This window comes from Bradyrhizobium sp. USDA 4461 (assembly GCF_054055655.1).
This window is the reverse complement of the sequence record NZ_JBSRXM010000001.1, coordinates 8,002,880-8,016,185: the sequence shown is the minus strand read 5'-3', so window position 1 is coordinate 8,016,185 and position 13,306 is coordinate 8,002,880. Positions and strand designations below refer to the sequence as shown.

12 protein-coding genes are annotated in these 13,306 nt (G+C 65.7%); 4 read left to right on the top strand and 8 right to left on the bottom strand.

Annotation, left to right across the window (positions count from 1 at the left end):
• Nucleotides 1-18: 18 nt before the first annotated feature.
• The 6 genes from ACVINW_RS37545 to ACVINW_RS37520 all read right to left on the bottom strand — a co-directional run bounded on the left by ACVINW_RS37545 (nt 19) and on the right by ACVINW_RS37520 (nt 6,807).
• Complete coding sequence (locus ACVINW_RS37545; RefSeq protein ID WP_456755953.1) at nt 19-948, bottom strand: 2-hydroxyacid dehydrogenase; 930 nt, start codon at nt 946-948, stop codon at nt 19-21.
• 3 nt (nt 949-951) lie between these two features.
• Entirely contained in the window at nt 952-2,571 is a 1,620-nt protein-coding gene (locus ACVINW_RS37540; RefSeq protein WP_456755952.1) for an ABC transporter ATP-binding protein, read from the bottom strand.
• Between the two features lie 3 nt (nt 2,572-2,574).
• Entirely contained in the window at nt 2,575-3,414 is an 840-nt protein-coding gene (locus ACVINW_RS37535) for an ABC transporter permease (protein WP_456755951.1), read from the bottom strand.
• A complete protein-coding gene (locus ACVINW_RS37530; RefSeq protein WP_456755950.1) occupies nt 3,411-4,382 on the bottom strand; it encodes an ABC transporter permease in 972 nt (323 codons plus the stop codon). The genes ACVINW_RS37535 and ACVINW_RS37530 overlap by 4 nt, the downstream gene beginning before the upstream one ends.
• A gap of 73 nt (nt 4,383-4,455) precedes the next feature.
• Nucleotides 4,456-6,006: an ABC transporter substrate-binding protein gene (locus tag ACVINW_RS37525; RefSeq protein WP_456755949.1), complete on the bottom strand. Its 1,551-nt coding sequence runs from the start codon at nt 6,004-6,006 to the stop codon at nt 4,456-4,458.
• Nucleotides 6,007-6,033: 27 nt separating this feature from the next.
• Nucleotides 6,034-6,807, bottom strand: a complete 774-nt coding sequence (locus ACVINW_RS37520) for a class II aldolase/adducin family protein (RefSeq protein WP_456755948.1) — start codon at nt 6,805-6,807, stop codon at nt 6,034-6,036.
• Nucleotides 6,808-6,955: 148 nt separating this feature from the next.
• On the opposite strand from ACVINW_RS37520, the gene ACVINW_RS37515 reads away from it, so the two are divergent.
• From ACVINW_RS37515 to ACVINW_RS37505, 3 genes are all read left to right on the top strand, one after another.
• A complete protein-coding gene (locus tag ACVINW_RS37515; RefSeq protein ID WP_456755947.1) occupies nt 6,956-7,660 on the top strand; it encodes a GntR family transcriptional regulator in 705 nt (234 codons plus the stop codon).
• 45 nt (nt 7,661-7,705) lie between these two features.
• Complete coding sequence (locus ACVINW_RS37510; protein WP_456755946.1) at nt 7,706-8,731, top strand: histone deacetylase family protein; 1,026 nt, start codon at nt 7,706-7,708, stop codon at nt 8,729-8,731.
• A gap of 229 nt (nt 8,732-8,960) precedes the next feature.
• Nucleotides 8,961-9,590 (top strand): TetR/AcrR family transcriptional regulator, encoded by a 630-nt coding sequence (locus tag ACVINW_RS37505; RefSeq protein ID WP_456755945.1) that lies wholly within the window; start codon nt 8,961-8,963, stop codon nt 9,588-9,590.
• Here the strand turns inward: ACVINW_RS37505 and ACVINW_RS37500 are convergent.
• Together ACVINW_RS37500 and ACVINW_RS37495 are read right to left on the bottom strand one after the other, a co-directional pair.
• Entirely contained in the window at nt 9,587-11,008 is a 1,422-nt protein-coding gene (locus ACVINW_RS37500) for an amidase (protein WP_456755944.1), read from the bottom strand. The genes ACVINW_RS37505 and ACVINW_RS37500 overlap by 4 nt on opposite strands.
• 221 nt (nt 11,009-11,229) lie before the next feature.
• Nucleotides 11,230-12,006, bottom strand: coding sequence for an SDR family oxidoreductase (locus ACVINW_RS37495; protein WP_456755943.1), 777 nt, complete (start codon nt 12,004-12,006; stop codon nt 11,230-11,232).
• Between the two features lie 170 nt (nt 12,007-12,176).
• Between ACVINW_RS37495 and ACVINW_RS37490 the strand changes: the two genes are divergently transcribed.
• Nucleotides 12,177-13,250 (top strand): tartrate dehydrogenase, encoded by a 1,074-nt coding sequence (locus ACVINW_RS37490; protein ID WP_456755942.1) that lies wholly within the window; start codon nt 12,177-12,179, stop codon nt 13,248-13,250.
• The last annotated feature ends 56 nt before the right edge of the window (nt 13,251-13,306 follow it).

Below are 13,306 nucleotides of genomic sequence, written 5' to 3'. Positions count from 1 at the left end.
CGCTCCTTGGTGCCGCGATCAATAACCGCGAGTGCGGTCGATCGCATGCGGCGGACGCCGTCCGGCGCGGATCGCGTCTGCCGTCGTGGCGAGCGTGGTCGCAACGGCGCTGATGCTGACGTCGCTGGCGTCATGCGGCGTGATGGTGATCCGCGGATGATGCCAGAACGGATGTGTCGCGGGCAACGGTTCGGTCACGAATACGTCGAGTGCTGCGCCGGACAGCTGACCGTTCTCGAGTGCCGCGAGCAGATCGGCTTCCACCAGATGCTCGCCGCGGCCAACCTGGATCAGGTAGCCGCCGCGGCGCATCCGGCTAAACAGATCGCCATTGAGGATGTTGCGCGTCTCCGGCGTCAATGGCAGCAGATTGACCAGCACTTCGGTCTCGCCGAGCATCGTGGCAAGACCGGCGGGTCCGTGGAAACTGCGGCTTGCCGATGAAATCGCCTTGGCGGTCCGGCTCCAGGACATCACGGGAAAGCCGAGATGGGCGAGGTCGACGGCGACGCGCCGGCCGATCTCGCCATTGCCGAGGATGCCGACCGGGACATCCTGCGCGCGGCGCTGCGCGCCGCGTTGCCAGATCCGGTCACGCTGCTGGGCGCGGAAGGCGGCAAAGCCACGCTGATGCCCAATCGCATGCCAGGCAATGAAGCCCGACATCATCTGGCCCTGTCCGGGATCGACCACGCGCACCACGTCGACGCTGGGCGGCAGGCTCGGGCAGGCCATGATGTTGTCGACGCCGGCGGCGATCGAGCACACCGCCTGCAGATCGGGATAGCGCTCGAACGCGTCGTCGGGCGGATGCCAGGCGAGGGCGAGACGGACATCCGCGGCATCGCCGGCGTGATCGACCACCTCGACGCGCGGCGCAATGCGCGCCAGCTCGGCGCCGAAATAGTCGCGCAGATCGAGCCTGCTGCTGATCAGGACACAACGCATGGTTCAGGCCGCGCGCGATGAGGAGATTTGGCCGGGCACCGCGGCGAGCAGCTCGCGCGTGTAGGGATGCTCGGGCGCCGAGAACAGCGCGGCGGTCGGCTTCAGCTCGACGATCGCGCCGCGCTGCATTACTGCGATCCGGTCGCAGATTTGTGCCGCCACCCGCAGATCGTGGGTGATGAACAGCATCGACAGGCCGAGCCGCGCCTTGAGGTCTTCCAGCAGGTTCAGCACTTGCGCCTGCACCGAGACATCGAGCGCCGAGACGGCTTCGTCGGCAACGATGATCTCCGGCTCGAGCGCAAGCGCGCGGGCGATGCCGATGCGCTGGCGCTGGCCGCCGGAGAACTCGTGCGGATAGCGTTCCATCGCGCTGGCATTGAGGCCGACGAGGCCGAGCAGCTCAGCGGCGCGCTGATGTGCGGCCGCCGGATCGGTGCCGTGGGCGATCGGCCCGTCGGCGATGATGTTGCCGACCTTGCGGCGCGGGTTGAGCGAGGCGAACGGATCCTGGAAGATCATCTGGATGCGGCTGCGTTCCTTGCGCAGCGCGCGGCCGGCGATGCGGGTGAAATCGGTGTCGCCGAGACGGACCGTGCCCTGGTCCGGCTCGATCAGGCGCATCACCAGCCGGGCGACGGATGACTTGCCGGAGCCGGACTCGCCGACCAGGCCGACGGTCTCGCCTTGCAGGATGTCGAAATTGACCTCGTTCGCGGCGCGCACCCGTCGCTCCGGCTGGAACCAGCCGCCGCCACTGACATAGGTCTTGTCGAGACCGATCACCTCGACCGCCTTGGCGCGATCCGTGAGCGGCGCACGCGCCGGCGGCTGCATCGATGGCACCGCCGCGAGCAGCGCACGGGTGTAGGCATGTTGCGGCCGCCGCAACACATCGTCGGCCGCGCCCTGTTCGACCACCTTGCCGTGCTGGAGCACGACGACGCGGTCGGCGATGTCGGAGACGACGCCGAAATCGTGGGTGATGAACATCACCGCCATGTTGCGGCGGCGCTGCAAGTCGCGGATCAGCTCGAGGATCTGCGCTTGCGTGGTGACGTCGAGTGCGGTGGTCGGCTCGTCGGCCACCAGCACCGCCGGCTCCAGCGCGAGCGCCATGGCGATCATGGCGCGCTGGCGCTGGCCGCCGGACAGCTGATGCGGGTAGGCGCGCGCCGAACGTTCGGGCTCCGGCAGGCCGACCTCGCGCAGCAGCTGCAAGGCTTTCTGCTTGCGCTGCTTCGGGGTCAGCAGATTGTGCGCCTCGAACATTTCGGCGATCTGCTCGCCGATCCGCATCAAGGGATTGAGCGCGGTCATTGGCTCCTGGAACACCATCGCGATATGGCGACCGCGCAGGGCGAGCCAGCCGGTGTCGTCGAGGGTGAGCAGATTTTGGCCATCATACGCAATCTCGCCGGCCTCCCGGATGATGGTGTCCGGCAACAGCCCCAGCAGCGCATGCGCGCACATCGACTTGCCGGAGCCGGACTCGCCGACCACGCAGAGGATCTTGCCGGGCACGAGATCGAACGAGACGCCGTCGACGGCGTAGGCGCGGTCGGAGCCCGGCGGCAGTGCGAGCTTCAAATCCTTGATCGAGACGACAGGTGCGGCCGACATGCGTCAACGCCCTTCCTTGTTGAGGCGCGGATTGAACGCGTCGTTGAGGCCTTCGCCGATCAGGTTCAGCGCCAGCACCGAAAGCAGGATCGCGATGCCGGGGAACAGCGTGATCCACCAGGCCTGCCGGATCACGGTGCGGCCGGCGCCGACCATGTAGCCCCAGGACATCAGATTGGGATCGCCGAGGCCGAGGAAGGAGAGCGAGGATTCCAGGAGGATCGCGGTCGCGACCATCAGCGAGGCCAGCACGATGACGGGCGACAGCGCGTTGGGCAGGATCTCGCGCCAGATGATCCAGCCGTGGCTCTGACCGGTGACGATCGCGGCCTGGACATATTCGCGGGTGCGCAGCGACAGCACCTCGCCGCGGACCAGGCGGGCGACCGGTGGCCAGCTCACGATCGCGATCGCCAGCACGATCGAGACGATCGAGGGCTGCAGGATCGCGACCAGCACGATGGCGAGCGCGAAGCTCGGCACGGTCTGGAAGAATTCGGTGAAGCGCATCAGGGCGTCGCCGACCTTGCCTCCGAAATAGCCGGCGAGGGCGCCGACGGGAATCCCGACCGCGAGCGCGGCCATGGTCGAGACCAGGCCGACCAGCAGCGAGACGCGGGCGCCGTAGATGATGCCGGCGAGCACGTCGCGGCCGAGCGCATCGGTGCCGAGCGGCAGGCCGGGCGCCGTGAGCGGCGGCAGGAACGGCCGCTGTACCATGCGCCAGGGTGAGGTCGGAAACAGCAGCGGGCCGAAGATCGCGATCGCGATCGCAAGCAGCAGGATCACGAGCCCGATCATGCTGCCGGGGTTGCGCAGCATGGTGCGCCAGAACTTGCTCATGAGGCGAACTCGATGCGGGGATCGACCGCGCGGTAGATCAGGTCGGTGATCAGGTTGAAGGCCAGCACCATCGCCGAGCACACCACGAAGACGCCGAGCAGCAGATTGTAGTCGCGCTGCAGCAGCGCCTCGTACATCAGCCGGCCGATGCCGGGCCAGGCGAACACGGTCTCGGTGAGCACGGCGCCACCGACCAGCGTGCCGGCCTGCAGGCCCGCCAGCGTCACCACCGGCAGCAGCGCGTTGCGCAGGACGTGGCGGCGCTGGATCACGGCGTCGCGCAGGCCCTTGGCGCGTGCGGTCTTGACGAAATCGTGCCGTTTCACCTCGAGCATCGAGGCGCGGGTCATGCGGGCATAGGTCGCCATGAAGAACAGGCCCATCGTCGTCGCCGGCAGGATCAGATGGGCGCCGACGTCGAGCAGATGGGCGAAACCGGTGTAGTTGGCGCCGACGGTCTCGTAACCGAAGCTCGGCAGCCAGTCCATCGCGACCGAAAACAGCAGGATCGCCATCAGCGCCACCCAGAACAGCGGCGTGGCGTAGAAGATCAGCGCCAGTATCGTGATCGCGGTATCCGCCCAGGTGCCGGCAAAGCGTGCGGCCAATGTTCCGAATAGCACGCCGAGCAGCAACGAGATCACGAAGGCCGTGACGGTCAGCAGCAGCGTCGCCGGCAGCCGCTCGGCGATCAGCTTGGCGACCGGCATCTGCTGGCGGAACGAGAAGCCGAGATCGAACGTCACGATGCCCTTGACGTAGCGGTAGAGCTGGACCGGCACCGGCTGGTCGAGCCCGAACTTCTCGCGCAGTTGTGTGACGAAGATCTGGTCGCTGGCGCCGGCCTCGCCCGCCATCACCATCGCCGGATCGCCCGGCGCCATGCGGATCAGCATGAAGTTGAGGACGACGATCGCGAGCAGCACGACCACGGCCTTGGCAAGTCTCTGGGCTATGAATGCGAGCATCGGTGACTTCAGTTGTGTTCGGAAAGGGAGGGAGCCGCGGCGCCTTGTGCACGCCGCGGCCCGGCAATGAGCCCTATTTGTCGAGCCAGGCGTCGCGGAAGCCGTCGTTGACGCCGATCGCGGTCGTGATCAGGTTCTTGACGTTGCAGCGGGTGATGGTTGGGAATTGCAGCTCAAGCAGCCAGGCCACCGGTACATCGTCGACCAGGACTTTCTGCGCTTTGTCATAAAATGGTTTGCGTGCCGCGTCGGGGAAGGCGACCGCGCCGTCGGCAAACAGCTTGTCGATTTCCGGGTTCGAATAGCCTTCGACGTTGTTGAACGGATTGCCCTTGACGATCTGGCTCGAGACATAGGTGCGGCTGACGCCAAGCGCGGGATCGCCGTACTGATAGACATAGGTGAAGGCGATATCGTAGTCCCACTCCGAGGTCTTCTGGTTCCAGCCAGCGACATCGGTCGAGAGCATTTCGACGTTGATGCCGACATCCTGCAGGTTCTGCTTCACGGCCTCGGCCCAGCGCTGCCAGGTTTCGCCATAGGGCAGCGGCAGCAGGCGGACCTTCTCGCCGTTGTAGCCGGCTTCCTTGAGCAGCGCCTTGGCCTTGGCCGGGTCGTAGTCGTATTTCGCCACGTCGCTGCTGTAGTACTTGATGGACGAGCTCGACGGGCCGGTCGCGACCTTGCCGAGGCCGTTCCAGATCACGTCTTTCGCGAAATTGCGATCGAGCGCGTACATCACCGCCTGGCGGAACTTCTTGTTCGCGGTTGGGCCGGAGCGGTTGTTGAGCCACAGCCATGACAGCGGACTGAAGAACTCCCAGCCGGCGCCGGTGACGCAGACATTCTTCAGCTTGGACAGGCGCGGCACGTCGAAATTCTCGACCGAGCCGCCTGGCAGCACGTCAACCTTGCCGGTCTCGAACGCCACCGCACGTGCGGCGGCGTCGGGGATCACGTGCCAGTAAATCTCGTCGAGATGCGGGAGGCCCTTGATGTAGTAGTCCGGATTCTTGACCAGGCGGATGAACGAGCCCTTCTGCCATTCCTTGAACATGAAGGGGCCGGTGCCAACAGGCGTATTGTTGGCGGGGTTGGTCTTGAAATCGGTGCCTTCATAGATGTGCTTCGGGATCATCGGCAGCGATCCGACCTCGAACACGCCGAGAAACGGCCCGAACGGCTGCTTCAGGTTGAAGATCACCGTATTGTCGTCAGGGGTCTCGATCTTGTCGACTTGCGCGAAATTGCCGCGCGCGCGGGGGTGGGTCTGCTTGAGGAATTCGATCGAGAACACGACGTCGGCCGAGGTGAACGGCTTGCCGTCATGCCAGGTGACGCCCTTGCGCAGCTTGAATGTATAGGTCTTGCCGTCCTCGCTGACGCTCCAGCTTTCGGCGAGACCGGGCAGCGGCTCGAGTTTCGCTGAATAGCGCAGCAGGCCTTCATAGATGTTGCCGGCGACCATCTGGGTCGGGCCGTTCTGCACCAGGCCCATCATCAGGCCCGGCGGCTCAGGCTGGATCACCGCGTTGATCACGCCGCCGGATTTCGGCTCCTCGGCGAATGCCGCGGTGCTCAGGGCACTCGCCAGCAAAAGACTCAACAGAACGCGCTTCAACATGTTCAGGCTCTCTTGTTCGAATAAGCTCTAGTTGACGAAATCCGGATCGGTGCGCGCGAGCATGCGCTTGAAGGCGGCCCACTCGGTATCGGGCACGCCGTTGGTCTCGATGCCGTCGTAGAAGGTTGCGTATTGCCCGGCCGTCTTGTGCGCGACCGCGTCCGACAGCGGTGCGATCTCGGCGCCGGCGGACTGGATCGCGAGCTGTGCGCGGCAGGAGCGCTCCAGATTGTGCATCAGCTTGAAGGCCTCAGAGACCGAGCGGCCGCAGGTCAGCATGCCGTGATTGCGCAGCACCATCACGAACTTGTCGCCGAGGTCCGCGACCAGGCGCTCGCGTTCGTCGAGATCGAGCGCGATGCCTTCATAGTCGTGATAGGCGAGGCAGCCGGTGAACTGCATCGACCATTGATTGAGCGGCAGCAGCCCCTGCTTCTGGCAGGATACCGCGACACCGGCCACGGTGTGGGTGTGCAGCACGCAGGCGACGTCCGGCCGCGCCGCATGCACCGCGCTGTGGATAGTGAAGCCGGCCGGATTGATGCCGAGCCCGAGCGGATCGTCGATCACGACGCCGCCGAGATCGACGGTGACGAGGTTGGACGCGGTCACCTCCTCGAAGCGCATGCCGTAGGGATTGATCAGGAAGCGGTCGTGGCTGCCGGGCAGCCGCACCGAGATGTGGGTGTAGATGCTGTCATCGAGTCCGAGCCGGTGGATCAGCCGGTAGGCCGCGGCGAGGTCGATGCGGAATTGCTGGTTCTGGTCCGTCACGGCGTCGGGCCGCACATGCGTCGTCATCGTTGCTGCTAGTCCCTGTGCGCGGGCCGCTTTTGTTGCGTTGCAATACCCGCGTCGCTAAACTGTCGACAATCTAAGAGTTGATCAAGGCTAAACTGTCGACAATCGACGATTAAATAATGTACAAGGGTCGAAACGGACCCTTTTGATGCGCACGATTTCCCCTCCGGTCGGCTTGCCGGCCCTCAACGAGACCGACCTTGTCGGCCAGGTCGCCCGGCGTCTGACCGAAGCCATCGTGCAGGGGCGGCTGCCGCCGGGATCAAAGGTCGTCGAAGCCGGCATTGCGCGCGAGCTGGGGGTGAGCCGGGCGCCGGTGCGCGAGGCGGCGCGGCTGCTCGAGCAACAGGGCTTGCTGGTCGCCAACCCGCGCCGCGGCTTCTTCGTCCGGCAGTTTGCCGCCGACGATATCGACGAGATCTACGACCTGCGTCTCTGCGTCGAGCGTCATGCCGCGGTGCTCGCCGCGCGCAACCTGACGCCGGAGACGCGCGACAAGCTGCGCCGCCAGATCGACGTGCTGCACGAGACCGCCGATCTCGACGATCCGGCGCGGCAGGTCGAGGAGGACTACCGCTTCCATCGCCTGATCTGCGAGATTGCCGGCAACCGGCGGATGCTGCGGCTGTTCGACGATCTCGCCTCCGAGCTGCGCATGGTGATCGGGCTGATCGGCCGCCTCTATGACGATCCGCATGAGATCGCGCGCACGCACGAGCCGGTGCTCGCTGCGATCGAGGCCGGTCATCCCGAGCGCATCGTCGCACATGTCGACTACCACATCGGCCATGCCTGGCGCGAAGTCGGACGGCTGGTGCGCGAGATTCCGCCGTGGCCGGTGGCGGCGAAATAGCCGTGCTATCTGCGATCTTTCCGATTCATCCAACAGGAGTATCCCGTGAAGGCCGTCTACAGTGATCTGCACCGCAGCCATGATCCGCAGTTCTTCCTGGTCCGCGGCGTAGTCCAGCGCACCACCGAGCAGCCCGAGCGCGCCGATCGCTTGCTGGCGGGCCTGAAGGCCGGCAAGCACACGCTGATCGAGCCGACCAAGTTCGGGCAGGGCCCACGCGCCCGCGTGCACAGCCCGGAATATCTGAGCTTCCTCGCCGAGGCCTGGGATGCGTGGACCGCGCTCGGCGATGCCGGGCCGGAGATGATCGCGAACATCCACCCGGTGCGCAACGCCGCCACCTATCCGACCCATATCGTGGGCAAGCTCGGCTGGCACACGGCGGATACCGCAGCGCCGATCGGCGCGGGCACCTGGGCCGGCGCCTGCGCCTCGAGCGACGTCGCGGTCACCGCCGCGCAGATGGTGCTGGACGGCGAGGATGCGGTTTATGCGCTGTGCCGTCCGCCCGGCCACCACGCCTATCGCGACATGGCCGGCGGCTTCTGCTTCCTCAACAACAGCGCGATCGCGGCCGAGCATCTGCGCCAGAAGCACGAGCGCGTCGCGATCCTCGACGTCGACGTGCATCACGGCAACGGCACGCAGGGCATTTTCTACGAACGGCCGGATGTCTTCACCGTCTCGATCCACGCCGATCCGTCGTTCTTCTATCCGTTCGTCTGGGGCTATGCGCATGAGCGCGGCGCCGGACCCGGTCTCGGCGCCAATCTCAACATTCCCCTCGCCAGGGGCACCGGCGACGACGATTACATGAAGGCGCTGGCGGCGGCGGAGCGGGCGATCCGTGCCTTCGCGCCGACCGCGCTCGTGGTCGCGCTCGGCCTCGATGCCTCCGAGAAGGATCCGCTCGCGGGCCTCGCCGTCACCACCGACGGCTTCCGCCGGATCGGCGAGGGGCTGGCCCGCTTCGGGCTGCCGACGGTGCTGGTGCAGGAGGGCGGCTATCTCTCCGATATCCTCGGCGCCAATCTGACGGCGGTGCTCGGCGGGTTCGAGGCTGCGCGCTAAAGCATGATCCGGAAAAGTGCGAACCGGTTTTCCGGAAAGATCATGCTCAAACAAGGAGCTAAAGCGCGATGACGATTCAACCCAATCTGATCGCGCTTTAGCGGCTTGCAGGAACCGGCCAGTCGCTCGCCGGTTTCGCGAACAGGTCTGGAAGGGACAAGGTAAGTGTTTGACTTCTCTGACATCCTGTTCTCAGCTACGGTCTGATGGGTCGATCATCGTTGCTGTAATGGGACAAATCGTTCGTAAGCCGTTCAAAACCTACCACCATGGCGACCTGCGCGAAGCGCTGATCCAGGCCGCGTTGCGCGAGGTCGAGCTTGGCGGGCCGGAAGCGATCAGCATTAAGGCGCTGGCCAAGCAGCTCGGCGTCTCGCAGCCGGCGCCGTACCGGCATTTCGCCGACCGCGAGGCGTTGCTCGAGGCGGTCACCGCGGAGGCGTTCCGGCAGTTCAACGTGATCATGCGCGAGGCGATCGCGCTGCCGGGCAAGGGCTCGAAACTGTCGCGTTTCGCGCAGGCCGCGCTCGCCTTCGGGCTGGAGCGCCATGGCATTTACCGGCTGATGTTCGCGTCGCGCACCATGGCCTGCGCGCCTAAGGGCAGCGAGCTGCACGTCGCGGCGATGGAAACGCTGGCGCTGTTGATCGAGTCGTTCGAGGCGCCAGCCGTCGGGCTGTTGCGCGAGCGGCAGGCACTGAAGATCTGGGCTGGGCTGCATGGCATCGTGATGCTCGCCGAGCAGGGCCTGCTCACCGGCGAAGCCGCGCAGATCAGCCGCGAGGAGCTGCTCGACGAGATCGTCGAGCAAACCAAGGCCGCACTTACGATCGCGCTGCAGGCGGCGGAAGGTAATTAGCGCGGCGGCCGCGGATCGATCGGGGTGGTGCCGCGCACGCCCAGAATGTCCTCCAGCACTTTCGCGCCGGCCAGCAGTTGCGCCTCGGCGCGCGGCTTGGCCACCATCTGCAGACCGATCGGCAGACCCGACGCGGTGAAGCCGCAGGGCAGCGACAATGCCGGGCAGCAGGCCAGCGTGATCGCGTAGACGATGCCGAGCCACTCGACGTAATTGTCGAATTTCCTGCCGTCACACTCGGCGACGTAGCGGTTCTCGACCGGGAATGGCGGCACGATGGTCGCAGGCGCCAGCAAGAGATCATAGGTCTCGAAGAATTCGAGCGCACGCTGCGTCATCGCGACGCGCTGCGCTTCGGCACGCTCGAGCTTCTCGACCGTCAGCTTGAGCCCCTCCTCGATGTTCCAGATCACCTCGGGCTTCAGCAAATCGCGCTTGGTGCGCAGCAATTCGGCCTTGCTGATCGCGAAGTCGAACGCGCGCAGCACGTGGAAGCACTCATGGGCCTCGCGCAGGTCGGGATGCGCCTCCTCGACGATCGCGCCGGCTTCCGCAAAGCGCTCCGCCGCCTTGCGGGTCACCGCCTTGACCTCGGGATCGACCGGCGTGATGCCGAGATCGGGCGAATAGGCGATGCGCTTCGGCTTGCTGCCGGACCGCGTCGCCGACAGGAACGACGTCGGCAGCGCCGGCAGCGACAGCGGATCGGCGGCGTGCTCGCCGCTCATCGCATCCAGCAGCAGCGCAAGGTCCTCGACATTGCGCGCCATCGGCCCCTGCACGCCGAGGGTACGGTCGACGCCGAATTTCGGCGTATGTGCGACGCGGCCGATCGAGGGCCGCAGGCCGACGATGCCGCAGAAGCTCGCCGGGTTGCGCAGGCTGCCGCCCATGTCGGAGCCGTGCGCGAGCCACGCGGTGCCGCTGGCCAGTGCCGCCGCGGCGCCGCCGGAGGAGCCGGCGGCCGAGCGCGACGTGTCCCAGGGATTGCGGGTCGGGCCGAACACCTCGTTGAAGGTGTTGGCGCCGGCGCCGAATTCCGGCGTGTTCGACTTGGCGTAGATCACGCCGCCGTTCTGTTCGAGGCGTTCGACCAGGATGTCCGACTTCGCCGGCACGTTGTCCTTGAAGATTGGCGAGCCCAGGGTGGTCAGCACGCCGGACACCGCGGTGAGATCCTTGATCGGAACGGGAAGCCCCGCGAGCAGGCCGCGCTCGCCGGCCGGCTTCTGCATCAGCGCCTTGGCGTGGCTGCGGGCGCGGTCGAAGCAGAGCGTCGGCAGCGCGTTGACCTTGCCGTCGACCTCGGCGATGCGCTGTTCCAGCACGTCGAGCAGGTCGAGCGGCGTGACGTCGCCGACTTTCAGTTTCTCGACGACGGCACACGCCGTTTCCTTCACCAAGCCCTGATCAGCCACTTGCTTGTCTCCGTTGTTGCAAGTCTTCTGTTGTTGCTGCTGTAGAACATTTTGGCCGGAAGTGGAAATCGCAGGCATTGCGAACGGCTCGCTCTCTCCCCGTCATCCTGAGGTGCGAGCGGAGCGAGCCTCGAAGGATGAATCGGCCCGGCCAGTGGCCGTCGATCCTTCGAGACGCCGCTTCGCGGCTCCTCAAGGATGACGGAGGAGAAAGCGAGCGCTTATCCCCACCCCGACGTCAGCCCGCCATCCACCGTGTAGATCACGCCCGAGGTATAGCCGGCGCGGTCGGAGGCGAGGAACGCCATCAGGTCGCCGATCTCGCGCGCATGCGCGGGGCGGCCGAGCGGTAGGCCCTTCTGGAATTCGGTGTAGCGGTTCTCGTCGCCGAACTGGTTCTTGGCGCGGGTCTTGAGCAAGGTGACGTGGCGGTCGGTTCCGACCGGACCGGGATTGATGCCGACGACGCGGATGTTGTCGGCGAGGCTTTTGCCGCCGAGCGCGCGGGTGAACGACATCAGCGCCGCGTTGCCGGCGCTGCCGCAGATGTAGTTGGCGTCGAACTTCTCGCCGGCCGCGCCGATGTCGTTGACAACAACGCCGCCGCCGCGCGCCTTCATCTGGGCATAGACCGCGCGCGTCAAATTGATGTAGCCGAACACCTTGAGCTCCCAGGCATGGCGCCAGGTCGCCTCGTCGATCTTGTCGATCGAGCCGCCCGGGATATCGCCGGCATTGTTGACCAGGATGTCGATGTCGACCGCCTCTTTTGCCAACCGCGTCAGGTCGTCCGACTTGCGCAGATCGACCACGCTGATCGCCGCATCGATCTGGTGCGCGGAGCGCAGCCGGTCGGCCAGCGCCTTGAGCTGCTCGCCGTTGCGGGCGGCGAGCAGCAGATTGGCGCCTTCCTCGGCAAAGGCTTCGGCGGCGGCCGCGCCAATGCCCTTGGAGGCGCCGGTGATCAGGACACGCTTGCCGCGCAGATGCAGATCCATGGGATGTCTCGCTTTGGGTTGAGGAGTGAGATGTCGGCGAAATTGGTGGGGCAGGGTCGCGCGCCGGTCAACACTGCAGTGCAGCGTTGCGCTCGCGCGCAGTTTGGTCCATTGCAGGGCGATCAGAATAGGCGGCAATGCCGGCCGGGCAAATCACAAGGGTGTTCTCGATGAGCAAGAAGCAATATCGAATTGCGGTCATTCCCGGCGACGGCATCGGCAAGGAAGTGATGCCGGAAGGCCTGCGCGTCATCGAGGCGGCGGCCAGGAAGCACGGCGTCGACGTCAAGTTCGATCATTTCGACTTCGCCTCCTACGACTATTACGAGAAGCATGGCGAGATGATGCCGGCCGACTGGAAGGACAAGATCGGCAAGCACGACGCGATCTATTTCGGCGCAGTCGGCTGGCCGGCCAAGATCCCGGACCACGTCTCGCTGTGGGGCTCGCTGATCAAGTTTCGCCGCGAGTTCGATCAATACGTCAATCTGCGCCCGGTGCGGCTGATGCCCGGCGTGCCGTCGCCGCTGGCGAACCGCAAGCCCGGCGATATCGATTTCTGGGTGGTGCGTGAGAACACCGAGGGTGAATATTCCTCGGTCGGCGGCCGCATGTTCCCGGACACCGATCGCGAGTTCGTCACCCAGCAGACCGTGATGACCCGCACCGGCGTCGACCGCATCCTGAAATTCGCATTCGATCTCGCGCAGTCGCGGCCGAAGAAGCATCTGACGTCGGCGACCAAGTCGAACGGCATCTCGATCACCATGCCCTATTGGGACGAGCGCGTGGAGGCGATGGCCAGGAAGTATCCGGGCGTGAAGTGGGACAAGTACCACATCGATATCCTCACCGCGAACTTCGTGCTGCATCCGGACTGGTTCGACGTCGTGGTCGGCTCCAATCTGTTCGGGGATATCCTCTCCGACCTCGGCCCGGCCTGCACCGGCACGATCGGCATCGCGCCGTCGGGCAACATCAATCCGGAAGGCGATTTCCCCTCGGTGTTCGAGCCGGTCCACGGCTCGGCGCCTGACATTGCCGGCCAGGGCATCGCCAATCCGATCGGCATGATCTGGTCGGGTGCGATGATGCTGGAGCATCTCGGCGAGAAGCAGGCGGCTGCCGCGATCGTCGGCGCGATCGAGCGCACGCTCGGCGAACGCACGCTGCGCACCCGCGACCTCGGCGGCAATGCCGACACCACGGCCTGCGGCAAGGCGGTCGCGGAGATGGTGGATTAGGCAAGCCGCGTCGTCGTCCCTGCGAAAGCAGGGACCCATAACCACAGGGTTCGGTT